General features: G+C 38.7%; 20 protein-coding genes and 1 tRNA gene. 10 read left to right on the top strand and 11 right to left on the bottom strand.

Annotation, left to right across the window (positions count from 1 at the left end):
• Positions 1–382: leucine-rich repeat domain-containing protein (locus tag ACM0OY_RS21270; RefSeq protein WP_414570834.1), on the bottom strand; the 382-nt coding region annotated here is incomplete at its 3' end.
• Positions 383–634: 252 nt separating this feature from the next.
• On the opposite strand from ACM0OY_RS21270, the gene ACM0OY_RS21275 reads away from it, so the two are divergent.
• On the top strand, positions 635–970 hold the full coding sequence (locus ACM0OY_RS21275; RefSeq protein ID WP_414570835.1) for a hypothetical protein: 336 nt from the start codon (positions 635–637) through the stop codon (positions 968–970).
• A 208-nt stretch (positions 971–1,178) separates the two neighbouring features.
• Positions 1,179–1,922 carry a toll/interleukin-1 receptor domain-containing protein gene (locus ACM0OY_RS21280; protein WP_414570836.1) on the top strand — a complete coding sequence of 248 codons (744 nt, stop codon included), beginning with the start codon at positions 1,179–1,181 and terminating at the stop codon, positions 1,920–1,922.
• 25 nt (positions 1,923–1,947) lie between these two features.
• Here ACM0OY_RS21280 and ACM0OY_RS21285 read toward each other — a convergent pair.
• Positions 1,948–2,019, bottom strand: a tRNA-Gly gene (locus ACM0OY_RS21285).
• A 218-nt stretch (positions 2,020–2,237) separates the two neighbouring features.
• The gene (locus ACM0OY_RS21290) at positions 2,238–2,879 is read right to left on the bottom strand and encodes a sporulation/spore germination protein (protein WP_414570837.1); all 642 of its coding nucleotides are present in this window, start codon (positions 2,877–2,879) and stop codon (positions 2,238–2,240) included.
• Between the two features lie 414 nt (positions 2,880–3,293).
• Here ACM0OY_RS21290 and ACM0OY_RS21295 point away from each other — a divergent pair, with 414 nt between their 5' ends.
• Complete coding sequence (locus ACM0OY_RS21295; RefSeq protein ID WP_414570838.1) at positions 3,294–3,491, top strand: hypothetical protein; 198 nt, start codon at positions 3,294–3,296, stop codon at positions 3,489–3,491.
• Between the two features lie 123 nt (positions 3,492–3,614).
• Here the strand turns inward: ACM0OY_RS21295 and ACM0OY_RS21300 are convergent, their stop codons facing one another.
• A complete protein-coding gene (locus tag ACM0OY_RS21300) occupies positions 3,615–4,298 on the bottom strand; it encodes a helix-turn-helix transcriptional regulator (protein ID WP_414570839.1) in 684 nt (227 codons plus the stop codon).
• 90 nt (positions 4,299–4,388) lie between these two features.
• Here ACM0OY_RS21300 and ACM0OY_RS21305 point away from each other — a divergent pair, with 90 nt between their 5' ends.
• From ACM0OY_RS21305 to ACM0OY_RS21335, 7 genes are all read left to right on the top strand, one after another.
• On the top strand, positions 4,389–5,219 hold the full coding sequence (locus ACM0OY_RS21305) for a sulfurtransferase (protein ID WP_414570840.1): 831 nt from the start codon (positions 4,389–4,391) through the stop codon (positions 5,217–5,219).
• A gap of 282 nt (positions 5,220–5,501) precedes the next feature.
• Entirely contained in the window at positions 5,502–7,676 is a 2,175-nt protein-coding gene (locus ACM0OY_RS21310; RefSeq protein WP_414570841.1) for a PAS domain S-box protein, read from the top strand.
• Positions 7,677–8,518: 842 nt separating this feature from the next.
• Complete coding sequence (locus ACM0OY_RS21315) at positions 8,519–8,929, top strand: heavy metal-responsive transcriptional regulator (protein ID WP_414570842.1); 411 nt, start codon at positions 8,519–8,521, stop codon at positions 8,927–8,929.
• A gap of 151 nt (positions 8,930–9,080) precedes the next feature.
• Complete coding sequence (locus ACM0OY_RS21320) at positions 9,081–9,371, top strand: hypothetical protein (RefSeq protein ID WP_414570843.1); 291 nt, start codon at positions 9,081–9,083, stop codon at positions 9,369–9,371.
• Positions 9,372–9,611: 240 nt separating this feature from the next.
• Positions 9,612–10,697: an ABC transporter substrate-binding protein gene (locus ACM0OY_RS21325; RefSeq protein WP_414570844.1), complete on the top strand. Its 1,086-nt coding sequence runs from the start codon at positions 9,612–9,614 to the stop codon at positions 10,695–10,697.
• A gap of 161 nt (positions 10,698–10,858) precedes the next feature.
• Entirely contained in the window at positions 10,859–11,755 is an 897-nt protein-coding gene (locus tag ACM0OY_RS21330; protein WP_414570845.1) for an ABC transporter permease, read from the top strand.
• A 54-nt stretch (positions 11,756–11,809) separates the two neighbouring features.
• Positions 11,810–12,514 carry a Uma2 family endonuclease gene (locus tag ACM0OY_RS21335; protein WP_414570846.1) on the top strand — a complete coding sequence of 235 codons (705 nt, stop codon included), beginning with the start codon at positions 11,810–11,812 and terminating at the stop codon, positions 12,512–12,514.
• 127 nt (positions 12,515–12,641) lie between these two features.
• Here the strand turns inward: ACM0OY_RS21335 and ACM0OY_RS21340 are convergent, their stop codons facing one another.
• The 7 genes from ACM0OY_RS21340 to ACM0OY_RS21370 all read right to left on the bottom strand — a co-directional run bounded on the left by ACM0OY_RS21340 (position 12,642) and on the right by ACM0OY_RS21370 (position 25,014).
• Entirely contained in the window at positions 12,642–16,247 is a 3,606-nt protein-coding gene (locus ACM0OY_RS21340) for a response regulator (protein ID WP_414570847.1), read from the bottom strand.
• Positions 16,248–16,377: 130 nt separating this feature from the next.
• A complete protein-coding gene (locus tag ACM0OY_RS21345) occupies positions 16,378–19,686 on the bottom strand; it encodes a GAF domain-containing protein (protein ID WP_414570848.1) in 3,309 nt (1,102 codons plus the stop codon).
• Between the two features lie 84 nt (positions 19,687–19,770).
• Positions 19,771–20,244 carry a chemotaxis protein CheW gene (locus ACM0OY_RS21350; RefSeq protein WP_414570849.1) on the bottom strand — a complete coding sequence of 158 codons (474 nt, stop codon included), beginning with the start codon at positions 20,242–20,244 and terminating at the stop codon, positions 19,771–19,773.
• Between the two features lie 118 nt (positions 20,245–20,362).
• A complete protein-coding gene (locus ACM0OY_RS21355; RefSeq protein ID WP_414570850.1) occupies positions 20,363–20,728 on the bottom strand; it encodes a response regulator transcription factor in 366 nt (121 codons plus the stop codon).
• Between the two features lie 1,009 nt (positions 20,729–21,737).
• A complete protein-coding gene (locus ACM0OY_RS21360; protein WP_414570851.1) occupies positions 21,738–22,961 on the bottom strand; it encodes a response regulator in 1,224 nt (407 codons plus the stop codon).
• 636 nt (positions 22,962–23,597) lie between these two features.
• On the bottom strand, positions 23,598–24,524 hold the full coding sequence (gene murQ, locus ACM0OY_RS21365; protein WP_414570852.1) for an N-acetylmuramic acid 6-phosphate etherase: 927 nt from the start codon (positions 24,522–24,524) through the stop codon (positions 23,598–23,600).
• A 43-nt stretch (positions 24,525–24,567) separates the two neighbouring features.
• Positions 24,568–25,014: a DUF3110 domain-containing protein gene (locus ACM0OY_RS21370; protein WP_414570883.1), complete on the bottom strand. Its 447-nt coding sequence runs from the start codon at positions 25,012–25,014 to the stop codon at positions 24,568–24,570.
• Positions 25,015–25,162 lie beyond the last annotated feature (148 nt).

Consider the following 25,162-nt stretch of genomic DNA (forward strand, 5'->3'; position numbering starts at 1 on the left):
CAATTTCCCCTGGCAGAGTGCTCAGTTGATTGAAGCTGAGGTCGAGGGATTGCAGGTTGGTGAGTTGTCCAATTTCCCCTGGCAGAGTGCTCAGTTGATTGAAGCTGAGGTCGAGGGATTGCAGGTTGGTGAGTTGTCCAATTTCCCCTGGCAGAGTGCTCAGTTGATTGAAGCTGAGGTCGAGGGATTGCAGGTTGGTGAGTTGTCCAATTTCCCCTGGCAGAGTGCTCAGTTGATTGTAGCTGAGGTCGAGGGATTGCAGGTTGGTGAGTTGTCCAATTTCCCCTGGCAGTGTGGTTAAGCCTTTGCCAAAAAGGTCTAATTTTGTTACCTTGTCTTTGGCAGCTTGTTTAATAATTTGCAGCAGTTCTTCGTTAGTCATTTGGGGTTTTACAGAGGTGATGCCTGACGACAAGTTGCAGCTTGGACGCGCAGCAGAGAAATTGAGTTAATTAATAATGTAGCCTGTATCAAGAATTGCATTGAGGCAATGTACGTTAGCGTACCTCGTCGTAGACATCGCCCCCTCCTGCTTCTCTAAACTCCACCTCAAAACCCGGCCATTCCGTCTCTAAACTCGAAGCTTGCACGTTTGAACGCCAACTGTTGAGTTAAAACAGCCACTGCTTGACCTTTGATCCTCGCGGTTGCACCTTTTATCCTCGCGGTTGCACCTTTTATCCTCGTGGTTGCACCTTTTATCCTCGCGGTTGCACCTTTTATCCTCGAAGTTGCACCTTTGATCCTCGCGGTTGCACCTTTTATCCTCGAAGTTGCACCTTTGATCCTCGCGATTGCACCTTTGATCCTCGTGGTTGCACCTTTGATCCTCGAAGTTGCACCTTTTATCCTCGCGGTTGCACCTTTTATCCTCGAAGTTGCACCTTTGAATGTCAATTGTCGAGTTCAAAAAGCAAAGGCGTATCCCGTCACAGAAATCGGTTTGTTTATTTTGAGAATTGGTGAATAGCGATGCCTGGGTTGGGCTGCGCCTACGCCTACTGTTGATGATGCAATACCACAAATTTCGTAATCATCTTATAGTAGTTGTAAAAATATAAAAAGTACTTAGTGATTATCTTCAACTTGATATTTTGGTAGTCTTTTGTTTAGGCTTTGATTTTCGGAAATTAACTTAATACTCCTATACAGCTATTTAATCAAGTAAATTCAAGAATATGTCTAATCCAGTTAAAGTATTTTTTTCCTACTCTCATAAAGATGAAGCATTGCGAGACGAGTTGGCAACTCATTTGATCCTGATGAAACGTCAAGGAATTATCGAAGCTTGGCACGATCGCGAAATTAGTGCTGGTACTGAATGGGCAAATGCGATCGATGACAATCTTGAAGTTGCAGACATCATTCTTTTACTGGTGAGTGCTAACTTTCTGGCTTCAGATTACTGCTATGACAAAGAAATGACACGAGCAATGGAGCGACACGAAACGCGACAAGCTCGTGTTATTCCTATTATTCTTAAGCCAACAGACTGGAATGGTGCGTCTTTTGGTAAGCTGCAAGCACTTCCTAAAAATGCTAAACCTGTGACAACCTGGCAAAACCAAGATGAGGCTTTTTTAAATGTCGCTCAAGGAATTCGCGCAGTAGTTGAAGAAATGGCGAAATCAAAAACTTCTTCCTCACCTGCTTCTCAAAATAGTACACCTACAACTTCCAACCCTCCTCAAACAAGTGGAGGATTAACAGATCGCCAACGTCGGAGATTGGAGCAAGAACGGGATTCAGTCCAAGAACAGTATGACCTTGTGAGCAAAAAATTAGGACTGCTGCGCCAAGCACGCGTCATTGAAACCGATGTCGCTACAAAATTCAAGCTAGAAGCGCAAATTCAGGAAAACGAAACAGAACAGAATAGATTAGATCGGCAGCTTGAGGAAATCGAGCAAAAGCTTTTGTAGTTTTCTTTTGTACAACATCGACAGAAGCGGGCGATGGGACTCGAACCCACGACGTTCACCTTGGGAAGGTGACATTCTACCACTGAATTACACCCGCGAGTACGTATTAGCAATCAACTTAATATTAACCTAGAGCATACCATTATTTATAGCTGTTTTCAATTGACTAAGATATACACTGTTTTCGCAACTGGCGATCGCTCTCAAAGCTCAGCAAAGCCGGAGACGCTTTGCCTCTGGTCGATGTCCAACGCCATACCGGAGTCATCAAAACCCTACACTGCGCCGATGAAAGTCAGTGTAGGATTCTCTGACCTAGAGAACAATGTCTTCACCTCGCTCAGTGAAACGAACCTCTTTAATATTCCATGCAGCATTACTTGTTAAGGTTTTGCGGACACTACCAAACAAAGCAAACTGTTCACAACTAGAAAGAGAAGCTATTTGGCGCTTAGACTCAGGAGATATCCGCAAATCAACTGTAGCAATGCCATTTTTGACGTTAACACGATACCCAGACAAGCTAAAGTCACTTGTATCTCGTTTTTCTATGATTTTACCCACTGCATTTGTTACTGGTTCCTCAGCTGGTACTGAAACCTTTTCTGGAATTAATTCTTGACATTGAACATCACTAGTGTAAATTGTGACGTTTGTAGTTTTGCTAACGGCAGTTTTAGAAGTTGATGAGGGAGGCGTATTTTCTCCAGTTGATTCTTGATTTGGAGATTTTTCTCTCAGTTGAGCAACACTAGGAATTTGGCTGGAAGTCCGAGATGATGGGCTGTTTGTGGGTGTTGGAATAGGTTCTGGGGATAATGTGCTGTTTGGTGTTGCGGTAGGGGATGGCGTTTGGCTATCAACATTATTAGTAGTGGGATTAGAATTACAGCTGCTCAGACCAAGAACAATTGTTACAGCGATCGCGGGTAAAAGATATCTCTTAGCTGTCTTCATAAATTTTGCTCAAAAGTTACATTACTGCTATGAACTTCAATATTGGTGGTATCAATTCCGTATAAATTTGTCAATTTTGAGCCAGTCTCTAAAGTGTCAACCTGGTATCTGTTAAGCTGCGATCGTGTCCCAAGGAACGAGGCCGATGGGACTAACGAGATCCCCGAACTTCTTAAGAAGTCGGGGATCTGAAACTTGCAATCTGAAAGATATCAAATACCATTGCTATAAAACCGTATAATAACTAAAATTACATCTTTCTGAAGGATCAACTTGGTAGCATCTCAATGGAGTTAGGTAGAATCCAAGAAGCTTAGACCGATGGATATTGTTCTTAAGAATGATGCAAATTAAGTATATTTCGGTAATTATTAGATAAAATAAACCAAATTTTAATACTTTTAAGGCAAAACAATGAATAGAGGCTCTCAACAAAAAACATTGAGAAGGCAAAACACAATTCTTGCTGCAAAAAATTTTTTAGCAGAAATGGCTAAAGATGCTAATTCAGAAGAATTGAGATTTATTGCTGATAATGTGGGTGAGATTGCACTATTTTGGCATTTGATTGAAAATCCAGAAGAAATTTCTTCGCTGGACTTGCAAGTATAGTCGAAGAGTTGTTTTGTCTGTTTCATCGGCTTAGCTTGAAAAAGGGAGTGCGGAGTGGCAAGTAGGTAATAGGGGTGAGGAGATTTTCATGCTTCTGAATTCAGAATTCTGAATTCTACCCTATTATCGAACTAAGCTAGTATTTGAGGAAAGCTGAGCTACCATCTCTGCGCGAGATGAAACATCAAGTTTGCGGAATATCCTCTTCAAAGCTTGCTTAACAGAATTTTCTGTAATCCAGAGAGTTGCACCAATTTCAGCATTAGTTAGTCCTTGTGCTACTAGTTCAGCAATTTGGATTTCACGTTGTGTTAAAGGATTAGTATTAAGAGAATTGAAGAGTGTTGATTGCAATTGTAATGTTGCACGCCAAGTTGAAATATGAAGACACAAGGCGTTCAAATCAGCTAATTCTTGTGCACTAAAGGCAGGAGTATTTCGAGTACGAGTCAGACCAATGGCGCCAATTAGGCGGCCATTACCAACAACTGGCCCAACCATCACATGATAGTGGTCAGAACGTGGGCAAATAATCTGCCATTCTCCAGGTGGTAACAATAATTCTTCGTGAACTACGGTGTGATGCTCAACTAAGTAGCGCAAAACTGGATTATGTTTCAAGGAAAACGCTAATCGTAGCACACGAGGAATATTTTTCTCAAATTGCCAAAGTTGATCGAAGAAAAATATACCCGAACGTTCAGCAGCGAAATAGTCACTAAATTTACTGATGACTTGCGATCGCAGTTCTTGTTCATCCCGAGCATGAGCGATCGCATCAAATAAAGATTGTAAAGAATTCACCATAATCTTAGCTGATAAGTGTACTCGTTCGAGGACTAGGCGCGGTCAGAATACAGACATTATTCTACCTGCATAACAATTGGAAGAATAAACATGTCCCAATACACACACAGCAATATACTTGTTGATACTCAGTGGGTCTTTGAACACCTGAATCACCCTAATATCCGTTTGATTCAAGCAGACATGAATCCAGAAACGTATAACACTGGACACATTCCCGGCGCTGTCTTTTGGAATATTACTACTGACATTCTACTACCTGATTACCGCATTAATTTTGACCCAGATATATGGCAAAAACTCTTGGAAAATTCTGGTATTACAAATCAGACCACTGTCATTACTTATGGTGATTTTGCTGCAACGGGCGGATTGTTATTTTGGCTTTTCAAAGTCTTTGGTCACAATGATGTGCGTGTTCTCAACGGTGGTTATCAAAAATGGCTGTCCGAAGGGCGTCCAGTAGCAATAGACTCACAACTTATTACACCAACTGAATATCAACCACAAACTCCTGATGCAAACTTGCGAGCATTTTTTGATGATGTACAGCAATCTATTGGCAAATCAGATACGGTTTTAGTCGATGTCCGCACACCTCAAGAATACAACGGTGAATGGTTTTTTATGCAGCCGCCTCAAGGAACAGAACGCGCAGGCCATATTCCTGGTGCAGTTTCTGTGTATTATGAGTTAGCTCTCAATGAAGATGGAACTTTTAAATCAGTTGAAGAATTGCAGACACTTTACAGCAGCAAAAATATCACTTCTGATAAAGAAGTAATTACTTATTGTGCTGTTGGCGGACGTTCAGCGCATACTTGGTTCGTTTTGAAATATTTACTTGGTTACTCAAAAGTCCGAAACTATGATGGCTCATGGAATGAATGGAGTCGGATTCCAAATATAGCTATTGAATAGTTATTAACATACAGTAGAATTCAGAAATCAGAATTAGAATATGCTCTGCTTAGCTACCAAACCTCAGGTGCTATTCCGCGCTGATTGATTCTGAATTTTGAATTCTTCGTCAACAAGAATAAAGCACATTTATATGTAGTATAAGAATTACGAATTAAAAAGCTTACAATTACGAACTATCTTAAGATTTTTTCTTTAGTCATGAACGTTGGTTGCTAGAGATTATTGGGAAATATAGAAATGAAGTCAACTTCAGATCCCTAGCTGGCAAATAATAAGACTATGGTTTGTAATCTGATTTCTGTAGATAAAGATACTTACGAATCACTGCAACAAGAATTAATAGAACTGCGTCAGGTAGTTGCCAGTTTAGAAGGCGCTAAGTCTTTAAATCCGCTAAAATCTAGCCAACAGCAGATTGATTTATTTATTGAATATATCCCTGCTGCAATCGCCATATTCGATCGGCAAATGCGCTATGTCCTGACGAGTCGCCGTTGGCGGGAAGATTATAATCTGAGCGATCGAGACATCATCGGTCGCTCTCATTGTGAAATCTTTCTAGATATTCCCCCGTATTGGCAGGAAATTTATCAACGTTGTTTGGCAGGAAGCATCCAGCAATCCGAAGAAAATATTTTCCCCCTTGGAGAGGGAACAATCCATTGGGTGAAATGGCAAATAAATCCTTGGTACAAAGACTCTGGTGAAATTGGGGGTATCATCATCTTCTCTGAAGTCATTACTGCTCATAAACAGCTAGAAGAAACTGCAATATGCGATCGTCAACAAGCCGCAGCTCAACTACAAGAGAAAGAGCAGTTCTTACGCGGTATTTATGATGGTGTCACTCAACCAATATTCGTGATCGATGTTCTAGATAACTATGAATTGCGTTATGCTGGCTGGAATTCAGCAACAGAAAAGATAATAGGAATTAGTAACGCAGAGGTCATTGGTAAAACTCCAGAATATGTGCATGGCAATGTTGAAGCTCTAGAAGTACGTCAGCGATTTCAAATCTGCATAGAAAGTGGTATTGGCATCAAGTATGAAGAATGTCTAACTTTCCAAGGTCAAGAAACTTGGTGGCTAACTACAATGAATCCTTTAAAAAATAGCGAAGGTCGAGTTTATCGACTGGTGGGAACAGCGTTAAATATTACAGAGCGGAAACGAGCCGAACAAGCACTCCAAGCTAGCCAGCACTTTATTCAACGCATTGCAGACTCTTCTCCTAATATTCTCTACATCTTCGATTTAGAACAACAGTGTAATGTTTATGCTAATCAAGAAATTGGCAAACTTCTTGGCTATTCTAATGAAGAAATTCAACAGATGGGAACGCAAATTTTACCCACAATTACTCATCTAGATGATTGGGAAAAAGTCGTAACTCACTTACAAAATTTTACTAAAGCCAAGGATGGTGAAATTTATGAATTTGAATTTCGGGTGAGACAAGCAAATGGAGAATGGTGCTGGCTATATACGAGAGAAACAGCGTTTAACCGTTCTGCTGATGGCAAAATCAACCAAATCCTTGGTGTTTCAACTGATATCACTGAGCGTAAACAAGCCGAAATACAATTACAACAACAAGCCCAAAATTTGGAAAACACCCTCCGCGAACTGCAACGTACCCAAAGCCAACTTATCCAAAGTGAGAAAATGTCTTCACTTGGGAATATGGTTGCGGGTGTTGCCCATGAAATTAACAATCCGGTTAATTTTATTCACGGTAATCTGATTCCAGCTAGTGAATACACTCAAGAATTGTTGCGTCTGCTAGAACTTTATCAACAACATTTTCCCTATCCTCCAGAAGAAATTCAAGCAGAAATCATAACTATTGACCTTGATTTTCTCAAAGAAGACCTTGTAAAACTCTTCCAGTCTATGACTGTAGGAACTCAAAGGATTCGTGAAATAGTTCTCTCGCTACGGAACTTTTCCCGCCTTGATGAAGCTGAATTTAAAGATGTAGATATCCATGAAGGTATCGAGAGTACTTTGATGATTCTGCACAACCGCTTGAAAGCTAAACCTAATCATCCAGAAATTTCTGTAATCAAAGAGTATGGGAAACTTCCTCTAATTGAATGTTATCCTGGTCAATTAAATCAAGTATTTATGAATCTTCTAGCTAATGCTATTGATTCCTTGGAACAATCATTTATCGGAGAACAAAGACAAATTCGTATTTGCACCGAAGTTTGTAATAACAAATGGGTAATAATCAGAATTGCAGATAATGGTTTAGGCATTTCCCAAGAAATACTTCCCAAACTTTTCGACCCTTTCTTTACTACTAAAGATGTCGGAAAAGGTACAGGACTAGGTTTATCCATCAGTTACCAAATTGTAGTAAACAAACATAGGGGAAATTTGTCTTGTAACTCAATACCTGGACAAGGAGCAGAATTTGTAATTAAAATTCCCATCAGTCAGTTATAAAACAAAATTCAAGACTCAGAATTCAGAATAAATAGATCGACGCAAATAAAGCTAACAAAAGCCTGATTGCCTATTCCCTACTGCCCACTCCCCACTCTTTGCCTATGTAGATTGGTTCAAAAATCAAACCGGATTGCTATAGTTAAGTTAACTCTAGAGGCAAGGAAGTAATGTTACTTGAACTCAACCAACTAATTGTACCTGTTGGTCATCAGTTGTTGATTAAAGGTATATCCTGGTCAGAATACAAAAATATTTTGGCATAATTGGGTGAAAATCGCAGTTTTCACATATTTTACAGTTAGAAATTAATATTCTAATTAATGAAAAATATATAAAATCTAATAATAGTCGTATTTTCCCTAGTTTAGCTATCACTCAAGTCATTCCTGAATATTTTAAGAGGTGTAAAACTGATGGGAAAAATGCAACTATGAAAGTATTTCGTGCTTGGGTGAAAAAGCAAACATGATTTATACACGCACAGATGTCAAGGCGCAAAGATGGAGATATTTTTATTCTCTAGTGCCTATTGCCTATTGCCTGTTCCCTGTTCCCCGCCTCTACGAGTAATATCATGTCCGCATAATTAATTATGATTCCCCCAGTCATTGCACCCCAAAGAGCCAAAGCTGCGCTTTGTCTCCCCTAAGAGCAAGCTCTTAGGGGATTAAGGGGTGGGGTTCTTCAGGTTTAATAAGTAATCAAGCAGACATGATATCATTCGTCCGTGAGATTGGTAATATGCTTAACAAAAGAATACTCTATCTACTTGACTTTCCACTTAACTGGAAAGTTTAGTATAAGTATAGAAGTTGTATTTACTATAAAAGTAGGTAAGTATGTTAGCTGAAGAACAACCAAAATTGATTGGTTCAGTTGCTAAGGAAAGCAGTGTACCAATTAAAACTATTCGCTACTATGAAGAACTTGGTCTACTGAAATCATCAGGTAGAACCGAAGGTGGATTTAGATTGTTTAATGCTGATATTTTAGCTCGCTTGCGCTTTATTAAACGCGCTCAAAGTCTGGGTTTAACCTTATCAGAAATTAAAGAATTTTTGGATGTTCATGATGGCGGTGAATTACCCTGTAAACACATAAAAACTAAGCTAGAAGATAAGGTAAAAGCTATTGATGAGCAAATTCAGCAATTGCTGATTTTAAGGCAAGATTTAGAAGGGCTACTTTCAGGTTGGGAAATAAAACCTGAAAATTCTTATCAAACAATTTGTCCTATTATTGAATTCTGAAACTGTTATTCCTCCTGTACTCTGTCTTGAAAAGTTCTGATGGCCGCAAGCCAGCGCACCCGCAGGGTGCGCTGAAAGCGTTCTCGCAGGGTAGACGCAGAAGCGTCTACAGGGACAATACGATCGATTACACATTAACCTCGATCTGAACGTGAACATATCGCCTGAAGGTCATGACCGCTCTGTTATACCTGGGATTATCCTGGGCTATTCTAGACCCCTTGGCTACCCACGCCGCTTTGACCATACTTTTGTCGCAGAAGTGGGAGGACGCGCTAGCGAGGAAACAGAAGAAGGAGCTATAGTTTCTGCGGGAGTTAGTTTGGGTCAGCAGGTAGGACACCAAAGTGTGCTGGTTCTTGGTTTAAAAGGTGATATTGGCGGTGGTGATGGTGAGCGCAGCCAATTGCGTTTAGTTGCTGGCTACTCCGTAGCTTTTTGATAACATTAACACAGTCATCAAAGCGATCGCTTTTTTTAAGTAGGTGGGTAGTAAAAACTGGAACTAATTGCCAGTTCTACTTTTAGATTAAAACAGCGATCGCCAAATACAAGACATATTGCCAGGTGACTAACCCTGAGTAACTGTTATACCCTATTTTAGGAGTATAAAATTTTATGAATCACCTAGTATTAACCCTAGTGGTTTTGTTTTAAATGGTAACTTTCTTCTAGAAGACGAATGACTAAGAGACGACAATTTTTAAAAGGAGTAGCAGCACTTTCTAGCTTGTCTTTAACAAGTTGCGGTTGGAGGCTAGCCCAAGTACGTGCTAATTCTACTACTTCCGGTCGAAGTGACCAACTTTATATCTATACTTGGACACAATATACTGACAAACAATTACTAAAAACTTTTAACACTCAAACTGGCATAAAAGTGCTGGCGGATGTGTATGATTCTAACGATGTGATGCTGGCTAAGTTGCAAGCTGGAGGTGGTAGCGCTTACAGCATTATCTACCCATCTGATTATATGGTACAGAAGATGGTAGATAAAGGTTTATTAATAGAAATCAATCACGATCGCCTCATCGGTCTAGAAAATTTATTTCCCCGCTTTTCTAATCCTATATATGACCCCGATAATCGTTATAGTATACCTTTTAATTGGGGCACAACAGGTTTTATTTATAATTCTGAAAAAATCAAAGAACCACCAGAAGACTGGGATTATCTTTGGCGAAACCAAGACAAGCTTACTAAGCGGATGACTTTGCTCAATGATGTCCGAGAGGTGATGGGTGCAGTATTGCGGATGCTAGGTTATTCTTATAATTCCAAAAATGAATTAGAACTCAAACAAGCTTATGATAAATTGAAGGTGCTAAAACCTGCGATCGCTGCTTTTGATACAGATGCTTGGCAAAATCAAATTCTTGGAGGAGATTTAGTTTTAGCAATGTGTTATTCAGCAGATGCTGTGAAAATCTCTAAAGAAAATCCCAAACTCAAATATGTGATTCCTCGCAGCGGTTCTTCATTATGGACAGACACTATTGTAATTCCTAAAACAGCCCCAAATTCAGATGGAGCCTATGCTTGGATTAATATGATTTTGCAACCAGAAGTAGCAGCCGAAATCAGTCAACGCCTCAATATTGCTACACCTAATAGTACTGGATTCGAGCAATTGCCAAAAACAATAAAGAACAATCCTAATTTGTTTCCCCCAGAGTCACTTTTAGCAAATTGTGAGCGTATCAGTCCTGTAGGAGAATTTGAAGAAGTTTACGATCGCTACTGGACTCAATTAACCAGCAGCTAATTCAATTTTGGATTTTAGACTTTCCTGCGGAAGGCTACGCTCAGTCGAAGGATTTTGGATTTTAGATTTTTTACTCAGTCCAAAATTAGTTTCTATTTAATTTAAAATTTTAGATTTTTTACCTATAGAAAATCCAAAATTACTACGATTAGGAGTTAGGAATGATCGATATTGAAACAAGTGATATTTATGAAAAAGAAGAATTGCATCGTCCGCCAGGAAGTTGGCTGCAACCTTTAGTGTTGCTTGCACCGTCGGGAATTTGGTTATTACTTTTGTTAGTACTGCCAAGTTTGATAATTTTCGAGTTAAGTTTGGTTGCAGACATTCGACCAGGAGATGTTGTTAATCCGGATGGATTTAAAAACTACATCCGAATATTCGACCCCCTTTACTTACAAGTAATCGTGCGATCGCTATTTTTAGCTTTTGGCACTACAATCATTTGTTTAATTTTAGGGTTTCCTGTAGCTTATTGGATTGCTGTGGTTGCACCGAAGCGTTGGCGAAATTTGCTACTATTAGGCTTTGTTTTGCCTTTGTGGACTTCTTCTTTACTTCGTTCTTATGCTTGGATTACAATTCTTCGTCCTAGTGGTTTATTGAATAGTTTGTTAAGTTATTTCGGCTTGCCTACTTTGGAATTACTTAATACAAGTCCGGCTGTATTAATTGGTATGAGCTACAGCTTGTTACCGTATATGGTTTTAATTTTATATGCCTCTCTCGAAAAGCTAGATCAGCGTTTGTTAGAAGCAGCAGCAGATTTAGGTGCAAATCCTGTGGAAGCTTTTTTCCAAGTAACTGTACCCCAAATTTTTCCGGGAATTGCTGCTGGTTCCATGCTTGTATTCATCACAGGCTTGGGGGATTTTATCGACCCAGAATTACTTGGTGGTGCTTCTAGTATGACGGCGGCGCGATTAGTTTACAATCAGTTTCTGGGAGCTACTCAAAATTGGGGATTTGGTTCAGCTTTGAGTATGACGTTAATTTTAATTGTGAGTGTTGCGATCGCTTTTTTAATTAAGTTTGGTGAAGCTATACCCAAACGCTAATCTTTTCATCAGTCACCTATAATAAGGGCATCGAACGCCAGCGAGACAAAGGTTATGCTTTCACCCGATCTCAAAAATGCGTTACCAACTACTGACGAACTTCCCTGTTCAGACGATACACCAGTGGATAACGAAGACCAAAATTTTTTGCCCAACATTTTACTTTTCTTACTCAACTCTATTTGGGCAAATCGTATGGATTGGTACTTTGGGGTAGATATGGGAGTCTATCACACTACAGGAGTACATCCTAGAGTTCCTGTAGTCCCAGATGCTTTTTTGAGCCTGGGAGTAGAACGAAAAAAAGGTGGTAAATCTCGCAAAAGTTACGCTGTTTGGGAAGAAAATTGGGTAGTTCCAATACTGACATTAGAAATGTTATCTCACACCCCAGGAGGTGAATACGACGAAAAGCTAGATATATATAAAAAACTCGGTGTATTGTACTACGTAATTTATAACCCTGAGTTTTGGCGGCGCGACCAACATCAACCATTTGAAGTGTATAAATTAATAGGTGCAAGCTACCAACTACAAATAGGTGAACCTTATTTCATGCCAGAAATTGGGTTAGGTATTGGACGACACCAAGCTGTAATTGCCGGGATACAACAAGAGTTCTTATCTTGGTATGATGAGCGAGGAAATCGGTATTTGACAGACGCAGAACAAGCACAACAAGAACGAATCAGGGCTGAACAGTTAGCCGAGTATTTACGTTCTCTAGGTGTAGATCCAAATAATCTACCTGGTAATTAAGGCGATCGCGTCTCAAGGGTTGATACACTTGGTAGGTAGATAATTCTTGTCTCTTCAATCTTATATCACTTAACTTCAACTCTCACTGATAACTGACTGCTAGCACCCAATTAAAATAAGATTAATTTTAATGATTTGCTACCAGAAGTAAATGGTTTGAATTATCTGTACTACTGTTAATCAAATTATTAATTTTTGAGAGAAACTCATGCTCTAAATAAGGCTTAGTTAAGTAACCATTTGCACCCAATTCTTTCGCTAGTTGGCGATGTTTTTCAGCACTGCGAGAAGTGAGAATCACCACAGGCATTTTTGCAAAATTTGGATGTTGACGTAAATTAGTTAAAAACTCAAAACCATTCATTCTTGGCATCTCTAAATCAGAGATGACAACTTGAATTTCTGGATGTAACTGCAACTTTTCTAAAGCTTCTACCCCATTTTGGGCTTGTATTACTTGATAACCAGATTTTTGCAGAGTTAGAGAAATAGTTTGCCGCAGACTAATGGCATCATCAACTACTAAAATAACTTTTGGTGTTTGATTATTTGACTCTAAAGAATAGCTAGATTGGGTTTCTATAGTATCTGCGTCAGTAGATGGAGCTAGTAATGGTGTAGAAGAAAAGGTTTGTGTTGATGATATCGGCAAAGATTTTTTATTTGAGGAAGAAGCTGTTGGTAGCCCCGTGATATCAAGTGTTGTTTGTTGTATATCGCCAGACTCTATCAGCAATAAAGCATCAATTACTAAAATGAGGTTACCACTAGCTAAGCTACTACAACCATAAATATATTTTGGCGGTGCGATCGCATTTCCTAAAGGTCTGATTACCAGTTCTTGTTCACCAATTATTTGCTCAACTTCTAAAGCAAACATTCCTTGATTTCGCCGCAGCAAAAGTACTGGATTTTTAGTGATATTTGCATCATGATTATTTGATGTATTGTATGGAGTAGCACCATTAAATAATGAACCATGATAAGAAATTAACTCTGAAAGTTGCCGCAGGCTGACCATAGTTTCATCCTGGTCTACATTCCAATGCAAAACTTTTTTACCTTCAATTTCTTTAATCTGGTCATCAGAGGGAATCAATATTTTTTCGATGCTGTTCAAAAGTAAGGCATAAACAACGCCTTTAGCTTGAACTAGCATTAGTTTTTCAGTAGTCATAGAAAAAGGAATTTTAAGTAGGAATGTTGTTCCTTGGTTGGGTAAAGATTCAACTGAAACTGAACCATTGAGTGCATTCATCTGAGTACGCACAATATCTAATCCCATACCGCGTCCAGAGATTTCACTCACTTTCTTAGCAGTGGAAAATCCCGGTGAAAATATCAAATCTAAAAGTTCGGGTTCTGTGAGATTATAAGCATAGCTTCTGGCTTTATCTTCACTTTGGATGTGATAAAGTTCAACAGCTTTTCTGCGAATGCTTTCTAAATTCAAACCTTGTCCGTCATCCCGAATTTCGATAACAGTTTGGCTACCTTGATGATACGCGCAGATTTCAATTAATCCTCGTTCTGGTTTACCAAACTCCCGCCGAATGTGTGGAGGTTCAATACCGTGGTCAAAAGCATTACGTACTAAGTGCAACAAGGGATCGTAGAGTTTTTCGGCGATCGCTTTATCAACTAGTACTTCTGTTCCACAAAGTTTCAATTCTACAAGTTTGGCATAAACATTCCCCAATTGATTTACCATATGGGGGAAGCGGTTCAGGATATTGCCCAAAGGCAACATTCGTGCTTCTACTAAGTTATCTATAATATTCAGAGTTAAATTTTCTTTACTACCACTGATTTGAGCAGCTTGAGTTACAAGCAAGTCAAGAGATTCTGTGGTTTCTTGTAGTTGGAGTGTCTCTTCTATTGCTTCATGCAATGTCATCTGAAATTCTGTATATACATCCATTTCCAGAGAGTCAAACTTCACTGCAAAATTTGGCGTTTGTTGTGAAGCAAAATTTTGCATTTGTAATGGTAAATCACGTAATTCATTTAAAATTGTTTGTTGTTTAGCAAGTCGCTGCATTAATCGCTCAATTATTTCTTGGATTTGTTCATCTTGCAAAGCCCGCTGCTTTTGAGAAATCAGCAATTCTCCTGCTAAATAATTCAGGTTTTGCAATTTATCTGTATCTACTCGAATAAAAGAAGGTTGACGAGAATTTTTATTTTGAAAATGATGTGATTTATCTTCTATTTCCTGGTGATTAGGATTAAGTTGAGATGAATCAGCAATAGTTTCAATAATTGCTTGTGGAATATCTATCTGTTTTAAAGAGTCTCCAGTCTGGGTAACCACAACTTCAGTAGCAACGTCTTGAGCAGGTTCTTCTCCCCATATTACTTCTAAAAGGTTATCGCTGGTTTCAGAAGATGCAAATTTAGATACTTCTTTAAGAACTAGCAACGTTTGTAACTTGGGACTATCAAGCCAATTTTTTTCTTTGCTAGTGACAGGGGGATAGTTTTTATATTTTTTTGCTAATGTATAAATCTTGTTTTGCAAGATTTTAATTACAGAAAGGTAATTGTCAGATTTTTCAATATAATTTTGAAATTTGGCAACTGCAAACAAAATGATTAAAATGATACCATTCCGATAGATACAAAGGCTTTGGCTATCTTCTTCCTCTTGGACAAAAGCTAGGAATTTTGTGAGCCAATTGTCAATATAATCGAGCAGGTTTTTTCTGGATGATGTAGGAATGAGTAAGGACAAACTAACTTCTGATGCTGGTATTCGCATCTGATGATTAAACCAACCAAAAATGTAACGAATTACTTTTAAATAAAACTTGGCAGTTGTTGGTTTTACAGATTCATTGTTATTATTTTCTGATGTGGTTAAAAACTGATAGAATTGTTCTTCATTAAAGATAATCGTCTCAGAACATGAATAGTTTTCTAATTCTTCAGATACTTGATTATTTGCTACTATTGTGATTTTTTGTAAACTAGGAGAAGCTTGTCCACCAGAAGTGCGATCACCAGCTAATACCAATTGTTGTGCTTGTTGCAAATCTCCAAGGGCGATTTCTGCTATTTGCTGCACCTGAGTGGGGTTTGCTTGCAGCGCTGACAGAATTGTTTGGGAAATTTCACCCAAGCCAGGTAAATTTAGAGATTCTGCTAAGCCGATAAATACCTCAGCTTGAGATTGTAAAAATTCAATAAATTCGGCATTATTTGGTGGATTATTAATAGCTTCAGCAATACTGTTTAGACGTTGCTGTACTCCTACTTCAAAAACAGACTGTACAATATCAAATCCCAATTCTTCAGAAGTGGGAATATGAGTTTCAGCACCAAACGCATCACCCAGTTTTTCTTGCAGTTGTGCAAAAACTGAACTCGAACGTTGGAGTAGTTCTTCATCATTAACAGTACTTCCGATTAGCTCGGTATTTAATGCTATGCTCAGACATTCATAAGCTTGGATTAAAAGTGTTTGTAATTCAGCATCAACTACCACACTTGGGTTATATAAAGCCTTAAATACATCTTCTAAAAAATGAGCGATCGTTTTAATAAGTTCCAGCCCAACATTAGCAGCGCCACCTTTAAGTGTATGAGTAGCTCGCATTAAATTATGAATTTTTGCAGTGCTATATCCTTCCGATAAGCTAAATAATTCTTGCTCAATAATCTGTACTAGTTCCGGGGCTTCTGCTAGAAAATATATGTATCCTTGTTCGCGAATTGAAGTGTCAGTAATCATAATGAGGGAGTGGGGAATGGGGAGTGGAGACATGGGATTGGGGGTGAGGAGTGGGGACATGAGATTGGGGAGTGGCTAATATTCAAATTCCCTACTCCCTATTCCCTATTCCCTATTCCCTATTCCCTATTTAACTTACTTTGAATTTACTTGCGGTCGTTAATAACTCTTGCGCCATCCCTGATAATTCTTGAAAGACAGTAGCAATTTCTTGAGATTCAGCAAAAGTTTTATTGGCAATCTCGGCGACATCTTGCATTGATGCGGTTACTGTTACAGATTGCGTCATTTGTTGTTGAGTTGCTGCGGTAATTCGCTCGATTAACTGACTAATTTCAGCAGTTGCAGAAACGATCGCATTTAAGTTTTGGCGAGTTTCACTTACGAGATTTGTGCCTTCCACTACCTGCTGAATACCAGTTTCCATCGCGACTGCAACTTCCCCGGTTTCTGTTTGAATCTCCTGGACTAATTTTTCAATTTCGATGGTTGCTGCTGCTGACTGGCGAGATAGAGAACGCACTTCATCAGCTACAACTGCAAATCCTTTGCCATATTCACCCGCACGGGTGGCTTCAATGGCTGCATTCAAAGCCAGGACGTTTGTCTGGGTGGCAAAATTACCAATCAAATTCACGACTTTGGAGATTTTTTGGGAGGATTCACTCAGACGTTTAATCTTTTTGCTGGTTTGGGCGACGGTTTCACGAATTCCTTGAATAGCTTTGACAGTCAAGTTCATCGCCGTATCGCCAGACTCTACAGTTTGATTGGCTTGTTGTACCGCTACTTGCACTAACTGGGCGTTGGCCACCACAGCTTGAGTAGAGTCCACCATCTGTTTAATCTCGCCCAAAGCTGCGGTCATTTCTTCAGATTGAAGTTGCGCTGAATTGGTCAGTCCCGTCAGTGAAGCATCGCTATTGCTGGAAGTTTGGGCAACTTTTTGGGCTGCTGCCTGTACTTGAATAACTATTTGCCGTAGTGCTTGTAGAGTATTATTGTAGGCGTCTGCGATGGTGCCTAATTCATCTTCTGTAATTGGTGCGCGTACTGTTAAATCGCCGTTGAGTGCTGGTCTAAGAGCTGTTAAAAGTTGAATCGATCTTTGTTGGAGTAATTCCTTAGCTGCTTTGTCGCGTGCTGCTGCTTCTGCTAATTTTGTTGACTGCGTTTGTAGCTGTTGCAAGTATTCAGTTTGTTGTAATGCTAGCCCAAACTGGCTACCAATGCGTGCTAACAAAGTGACTTCCGATTGTTCCCAATCACGAGTTCCAGAATTTTGATAAGCTGCTAGCAAACCCCACAATTTTTCTCCAGCAAATACAGGCACAATCACATAAGCTTTAACTTCAAACTGTTCTAAAATTTCAATATGGCAAGGAGAATGACCTACTTTATAGATATCATTGACGATAAAGTTTTCACCTTGGGCATATCGACCCCCCTGAGTTTCTTGTAAATGGGTATCTTCCCAAACAGTTTTGATATCAGGGCCTACAAGTTTTACCCAATTATGACCCACCGACTCAGCTACAAATTCGCCACTCCAGTTGGTATTAAAGCGATAGACACCGACGCGATCGCATCGTAGCAATTGGCGTACTTCATGAGTAGCTATTTTAAATATTTCTTCTACTTCTAAAGATTGTCGAATGCGGTTGACTATCTTTGTAACTGATTTTTCTTGTTCGGCGAACTGAGTTAGTTGTTGAGATTTCACTCGCAGTTGTTCCATATATTCTGCTTGTGATATTGCTACACCAAATTGCAAGCCAATCTGAATTAAAAAGTTAACTTCCCAAGGCTGCCAATCACGAGAACCGGAATTTTGATAAGCTGCTAACAATCCCCACAATTTTTCTCCAGAAAATACAGGGACAATCACATAAGCTCTAACTTCAAATTGCTCTAACATCTCAACATGGCAAGGAGAATGACCCACTTGATAGATGTCATGAGCAACAAAGCTTTCACCTCTGGTATATCGTCCGCCCTGGTTTTCTTGCATGTAAGTATCTGCCCAGATAGTTCTAATACCAGGTCCTACTAATTTTGTCCATGCATTACCTACTGACTCGGCAACAAATTCACCACTCCAGTCGGGATTGAAACGAAAAACCACAACGCGATCGCATTTTAATAATTGCCGTACTTCTTGAGTAGTTGTTTTGAAAACGCTTTCTATATCTAAGGATTGTCGAATGCGGTTGACTGTCTTAGTTACAGTTTTCTCTTGTTCAACTATCTGAGAGAGTTGCTCAGATTTTGTCTGTACTTGTTCGAGGTATTCTCCTTGGGTGATAGCCACACCAAATTGCAAACCAATTTGATTCAAAAAGCTTTCTTCCCAAGGTTGCCAATCACGAGGGCCAGAATTTTGATAAGCTGCCAGCAAGCCCCATAATTTTTCTCCAGAAAATATGGGCGCAATGATGTAAGCCATCATTTGAAATTGCTCTAAAATATCAATGTGACATTGAGCATGTCCAGTTTGATAAATGTCTTTGACTACAAAAGTTTCACCTTTGGCGTAACGTCCTCCTTGGGTTTCTTGCAAGTGGGTATCTTCCCAAACCATTTTAAAATCAGGCCCTACCATTCTTACCCAACCATTGCCCACTGATTCCGAGACAAACTCGCCACTCCAGTCAGGTTTAAAGCGATAAACACCCACGCGATCGCATTTTAATAGTTGGCGGATTTCTTGAGTGGTTGCTTGGAAAAGTTTATCGACATTTGGTATCCGCAGAATCTTATCGATAACCTTAGCTGCTGATTTCTTGGCTTGTGTCTGCTGTTGCAGTTCTTTTTCAAATTCAAAGTTGTGCAATCTGTAGGTTAATTCCCTGGCAATTTGATACAGTAAGCTAATTTCACCCTCTTGCCATTGCCTGGGAGATGAGCAATTATTTACTGCTAATAATCCCCAAACTTTACCTTCTACTAAAATTGGTAAACTCAAACTAGCTTTGATTTGAAATTTTTCTAGCAGTTGCTTTTGATGGGGTGTAAGTTGTATTTTATTGGTATCATCAATAGCAACAGACTCTAAATAATCTTGATTTGTATATAAACCAAAAACAATCCCAGGAATATTTTCGCCTAGAGTCGGTGTCCAACCTAGTGTTCGAGATTCTGCTAATACATTACCTGATTCTAGGGAAGTAAACTGATAAATTAAAGCGCGATCGCAGTTAATTTTTTCTCTAATTTGTGTTACAGTAATCTTAAGTAGACTATTAAAATCCGTAGCTTGTCGCATGTGAATTGCGATATCGTGCAACTGTCGGCGCCAAGTTTTAAATTCTTGAGCGATCGCATTTAATAAAGAAATTTCATCACTAGGAATATTGGCTACACTAGGATTACCATTCTGATTTTCTACTTCAGAAATTAAATGCTCGTTCTCAGAGTTATTGTGATACAAAAATGTCATTGAATCTACCTCACAACTTGTTATGAATAATAATTGGATAATTGGAATTTAAAATCGATTTGGTATTTTGTTGTTACCAAGTTTTTAATTTTGAACTCCCCAAATAGGAGCTTGGATAATCGTTATTGCATCCAAATTAAACATCATGTTCTTTGCTTCATTAATAAAGTAACCCTGCAAAAAAGGTGAAATTTTAGGATAAAATAATTCCGCACTTGGGGGTTTTATTTGGTTAGTATCCAGCCATTCAATATCGATAAGTTGTCGTACCAATAGCCCCAAATACTTACTTTCATTTTCTAGAACAATCGCCATCATTTTTGAGAGTAAATTTGAGCCTTGAGAAATCGGGGGATAACCTAACATTGCGTCTAAATCTACTAACCAAAGCATCTCACCACGCCAGTTATAGATACCCAAGACGCAACTCGGCATCTGAGGAACCCCACATATTTCTGGCAATGATACTTGCACAACTTCTGTGATATGTTCTAATGAAATTACAGCTGTATCCTTTACTCCCAAATTAAAACTTAAAAACTTTTTCTTGGTTTCCAACGTTAGCAATCCTTTGTTATTGATAATTTTTGTTCAACCACGATTTGCACATACAGTTTTAGATTATATGGGTGGTAAATTAAAACTAGTGACTTTTATTATGATTGGGTTTAAAAAATTAATTATTAATTAATCGCTTAAGAGTTACTAGTAATTCATCTCGATCAATTGGTTTGGATAAATATCCTTCAGCACCCAACATATTACCCCAAATTTTATCGACATCGCTATTTTTAGTAGAACAAAAAACCACAGGAATTTTACTGGTATTGGGGTTATTTTTTAGTTCACGGCAAATTTCAAAGCCACTTTTACCAGGTAAAATGACATCAAGAAATATTAAATCAGGCTTATTTTTATTGATTTTATCTTGAGCTTCTTCACTACTTGTGGCACTAATTACAGAATAACCTGCCTGTTGTAAGTAACGGCTGATTATTTCCATATCAGTTAAGCCATCTTCAACAACTAAAACAGTATTCATGGCAACTACCTATTAGATCTTTCTCAGAATGTAAACACAACTGAACAATAAAGCCAAACAATTTTGAATTTTAGATTTGCAATTTTAGATTTACTGTACCTATTTTTAGGACACAAATTAGGGATTTTATATTTTTAAGTGAATCCAAAATCTAAAATTGACACGCTTAAATTAGACATCCAAATCCTATAGTATTTGTGGACAAAGATATGGAAGGGCCTAGATACGGGCATACTAAACCCTTTGACGCAACCAATATTTCACAACTCAAATAGAATTGCTATAAATACAAAAACTTGTATTGATCTAATTTTGATTCAAGCTTTATATATCAACCTCAGAAAAAGTACGTAACAAACATAACTTATACGATTTATTTGTGAGGCTGCGCCAAACTATTTTAACTTATTTATTTGTGTTCTTCTCTAACAAGACGCTGCGCGAATGCGTCCTTTACGGTTCGTTTTTCTTTGTTGTACTTATGGTTTAGCGCATCTTCATACAGAATTAGTATTAATACTTTTTTGGCAATATAAAATAGGTTACATTATTAATGATTCAGAAATTAAAACTCACATTATGTATGGCTATTAAATGAAGAAATTAGTTAAAGTCTCTATCAAATTTTTGATGCAGAAGAATACAGAATCCAAAAGTAAAACAGAGTTAATATCTGGTTTTGGGATTTAAATTGTGTATTTAATTAACTTGAAATCTGTTGTATCGTGTTTGCCTAAGCAGTTCTAATAAAAATTTTTGTGCTTTCGAGCATAAATATCAAGAAGAAGTTTTTAAATACAATTAGATACAGTTTGAAACCGCATCTAATTGTATTTTTAAATTGTAGATTCTGACTTTTTATTCATCAACTCAGGAAAATTATTCTCACTGAGGGTGGTAAATCTGTAGCTGGTAAGAAATTTTGTTATGGATAGTCCTAATTAACGTTATAATCTTGATAAATCGAATTTAGAATTTCATCAAATCATCTTTAGATGAAGATTAATCATCAAGAAAAATTACTAATTTGCTGATTAAAAACCTCTACATTCGATTTACTTTTGTCAATGGATACACTCGGTGTCGGTAAATATTTTCGTACTATACCTATTACCTTATCAGCCACTACAGGTTTAGTGAGAAAATCTGTAGAACCGACTACTTTGGCACGAACTCTATCTAAAAGACCATCACTGCCTGTTAATATAATTACTGGCGTATTGGCAAAAGCGGATATTCGTCGCAACTGAGTGCAGATTTCGTAACCACTAGCGACTGGCATAATCAAATCCAAGAAAATCAAATCTGGTTTATCTTGAATCAGGGTTGGTAGAGCTTGTACTGCATCTTCAATTTTGACAAATCTTAGTCCATGAGAAGTAATAATTTCCTCTAGCATTTTACAAACCTGCGGACTATCATCCACACAGGCTACTAATGGAATATTGGGCTTTTTTGGCTGTGGGGTGACAGCCTTATTGTTAACCTCACTCACTACTAAAGGCAAGTCAGGTACTTCCACCAATTCAATGATTCCCTTAAGAATATAAGGAAGCAGCGAACGACTCAGCGGTAGTACACTTTGCTTCATTTTCACGGCTAAATCTCGCAGAGTGAATTTACCGTTGATTAAATTGACAAAGTTTTTGTAAACAGATGGACTTACTATTTGCTGGAGTTGTTCTGGTCTTCGGAGAACGGGTGCTAAATCAGGAGAAAAATTTGCTAAACCTGCTTCTGACCAACTTTTCCACGAGTCTTGCATATGTTTGACAGACATTTCTGCACTCGTGAAGTTCATTGGTGTTTCTAAGATAACTTCTTGGCTACGATTGCAACTGATAGAAGCAAAATTTGCTTGCAGAGCTAGGTCAAATAATAGTTCTGCTATGGTGTTTTCAGCAATAGATTGAATCTGTTCCCTCTGGATTTTCTGTTTTTTATGTAAGATTTCTATTAGGCGATAATCCCAGTAATCTATTGATACGTCTTGGGATCGCAACTGCAATTTATCAATTTCAATCTGGGGACAATTTTGAGCCATGTGTCTACGCCAGCGTCGAAAGGGATGAGTTCCTCCTGTTGCCCAAACTATGCGTCCCAAGCGATAGTAAAAAGTCCATTGGCTGCCCTTTGAACTTTTAATATTTAATTTGCCATTGTATTGCAGTTGAGTACAAGTTTTAAATTCATTCACTAAGTTATTTGAAACTATCACTTCCGGGTGGGCCATATTTTGTTCCTTTTATTAAAAAGCTAGCTCTTGAAAAACCCACACTAGCTATATAGTGGTCAGCAGATATGTCAATAAATGCAAATATATTTATTACATAGCAGACTAAATCAAAATTATTAAAAACAAGGTAAATGAAGAGTATAGTAACAGTTTTGGTAGTAAATAATTTATTTAGCAGAGGTTTACGATCGCCATACTTAATTTTTCTGCTGATATTTCATCACTCAACTAGGTTGCTATAGTCTACATCACTAAAATCCATTCAGTATTAATAGATCATTGTAAGGATTTTCATACAAATCTCTATCCGTACAAGTTCTGAATTATTTTTGAAAAAAATTGCAGTTTCTATTCCAGACATTTTTCATATTGATTCTGAATCTCAATAAATATAATAAGAAATATTGATAATAATAAATAAATATTAATTTATTATTAAGAGTCTACGATCGCTGTTGGTTTATAGCTCATATTTTGCAGCTATTCTAACAATTAGAAATAGCAATCGAGCAATTGTTATGGTGTGGGCACTGCCTACCGTTCGCTACAACTCTGATTTTTATTTTGTAAACAGTGCCCGCTCTGGGGATTATTAGGAATAATGCAAGATGTATGTAGAGTATGCAGCAATTGTTAGGGTTGGTTGTGGTTTTTATAGCTGACAACAGCTGCCCTAAGATTACCTTGGTACTGAGAAAGAAGCCGATCGCCCTCGTCTTTTTCTAAACCAGTCCAGTGCATTAATAGGGCTAGCTTCACCCATTTGCCACTACGTTCTAATAAAAAACCAGCAGCTTCCCGACTTAAACCTGTGAGGTCTTGCAAAATTCGCAAAGCGCGATCACGTAACTTTTGATTTGTCACCGCCACATCCACCATGCGATTGCCGTAAACTTTGCCCAGCTTGACCATCACTCCAGTGGAAAGGATATTTAAAGCCAACTTCGTAGCTGTACCAGCTTTGAGGCGAGTTGAGCCAGCGACGATTTCTGGCCCTGTTAATAGGCGAATGTCAATATCGGCATCGAAGCTAACTTGTTCAGCTGGAACACAGGCGATAAAAATAGTAGCGGCTCCCCGCTGACGAGCTGCATTCAAAGCACCGTGGACATATGGCGTTGTCCCACCAGCGGTGATGCCAACTACCACATCTAGCTGTGTAATGTGGCGCCCTGCGATCGCAGTTTCACCATCTTCGATGCTGTCTTCTAAATCCTCAGAACTGCGTAGCAGCGCACCAGCACCACCAGCGATAATTCCCTGTACCAACTCTGGAGGCGTACAAAAAGTAGGGGGACACTCCGCAGCATCTAATACCCCTAACCTACCACTTGTACCCGCACCAATATAAAACAAGCGTCCTCCGTGATGCAAACGCTCTGCGGTACATTCAATTGCTCGTGCTAACTCAACTTTCGCCGCTGCAACTGCGGCGACTGCCTTTTGGTCTTCGTTATTAAACAGCTCTACCAATTCCAAAGAACTCAACTGGTCTAAGTTGAGACTGTTAGGATTTACTAGCTCGGTTAAAAGATGCCCGCGTTCCTGTAAGTTTGTCATTTGTCCTTTGTCATTAGTGATTAGTCCAATGCCCCATGCCCAATTACAATAATCCTTCCAATTGGCGACGAATTTTGTCTAGTTCAGAGTTAGATAATTCTGGTTCTTCTGGTGGCAGTTGGTTGGTATCTAAGGAGTTCTCAGGAGTATCCTCTTTGTGGGCATCTGGTTGCCAGTCGGTTTCTTCAACGTTAACTTCTGGGGGAGTGACAACTGAATTGCTGTTTTCTGGGATGATTTCCCAGTCATATCCGGCACTTTCGCAAAATTCCTGGATTTCCTCAGCATCAATCGCCTCTGGTGTAGGTGCGGGGAAATCTTGAGCTTCCAGCATCAGGGCGTAGCGCGTGGCGTCGTCTTCTGACTCGAACATCAGAATTGTATTGCGTAGCTCGCCGCCGTGGGCATCGCCCTTCCGAATCGTGTGAATCCCCTCATTTTCTGTTCGAGCATTAAACATTAACACAAAAACACGCATAAACGTAATTATCTATTATTTTCAGATCTACGATCTATTTATATTAAAGTTCTAGGTTGTGCATCAGGGAAAGTCACACTTACAATTTTCACTTTATTCAGATTTTCCTGAAAGCGCCAACATCATTCAGCATAAGTATTGGATCGAGTAAATGCCGTAA

It is taken from the genome of Nostoc sp. CCY 9925, from assembly GCF_963920935.1.
GTDB lineage: Bacteria > Cyanobacteriota > Cyanobacteriia > Cyanobacteriales > Nostocaceae > Nostoc.

Coding starts and splice junctions, on each gene's coding strand:
- ACM0OY_RS21280 (WP_414570836.1), top strand. CDS start 1,179: ATGTCTAATCCAGTTAAAGTATTTTTTTCCTACTCTCATAAAGATGAA.
- ACM0OY_RS21290 (WP_414570837.1), bottom strand. CDS start 2,879: ATGAAGACAGCTAAGAGATATCTTTTACCCGCGATCGCTGTAACAATT.
- ACM0OY_RS21295 (WP_414570838.1), top strand. CDS start 3,294: ATGAATAGAGGCTCTCAACAAAAAACATTGAGAAGGCAAAACACAATT.
- ACM0OY_RS21300 (WP_414570839.1), bottom strand. CDS start 4,298: ATGGTGAATTCTTTACAATCTTTATTTGATGCGATCGCTCATGCTCGG.
- ACM0OY_RS21305 (WP_414570840.1), top strand. CDS start 4,389: ATGTCCCAATACACACACAGCAATATACTTGTTGATACTCAGTGGGTC.
- ACM0OY_RS21310 (WP_414570841.1), top strand. CDS start 5,502: ATGGTTTGTAATCTGATTTCTGTAGATAAAGATACTTACGAATCACTG.
- ACM0OY_RS21315 (WP_414570842.1), top strand. CDS start 8,519: ATGTTAGCTGAAGAACAACCAAAATTGATTGGTTCAGTTGCTAAGGAA.
- ACM0OY_RS21325 (WP_414570844.1), top strand. CDS start 9,612: ATGACTAAGAGACGACAATTTTTAAAAGGAGTAGCAGCACTTTCTAGC.
- ACM0OY_RS21330 (WP_414570845.1), top strand. CDS start 10,859: ATGATCGATATTGAAACAAGTGATATTTATGAAAAAGAAGAATTGCAT.
- ACM0OY_RS21335 (WP_414570846.1), top strand. CDS start 11,810: ATGCTTTCACCCGATCTCAAAAATGCGTTACCAACTACTGACGAACTT.
- ACM0OY_RS21340 (WP_414570847.1), bottom strand. CDS start 16,247: ATGATTACTGACACTTCAATTCGCGAACAAGGATACATATATTTTCTA.
- ACM0OY_RS21345 (WP_414570848.1), bottom strand. CDS start 19,686: ATGACATTTTTGTATCACAATAACTCTGAGAACGAGCATTTAATTTCT.
- ACM0OY_RS21355 (WP_414570850.1), bottom strand. CDS start 20,728: ATGAATACTGTTTTAGTTGTTGAAGATGGCTTAACTGATATGGAAATA.
- ACM0OY_RS21360 (WP_414570851.1), bottom strand. CDS start 22,961: ATGGCCCACCCGGAAGTGATAGTTTCAAATAACTTAGTGAATGAATTT.
- murQ (WP_414570852.1), bottom strand. CDS start 24,524: ATGACAAACTTACAGGAACGCGGGCATCTTTTAACCGAGCTAGTAAAT.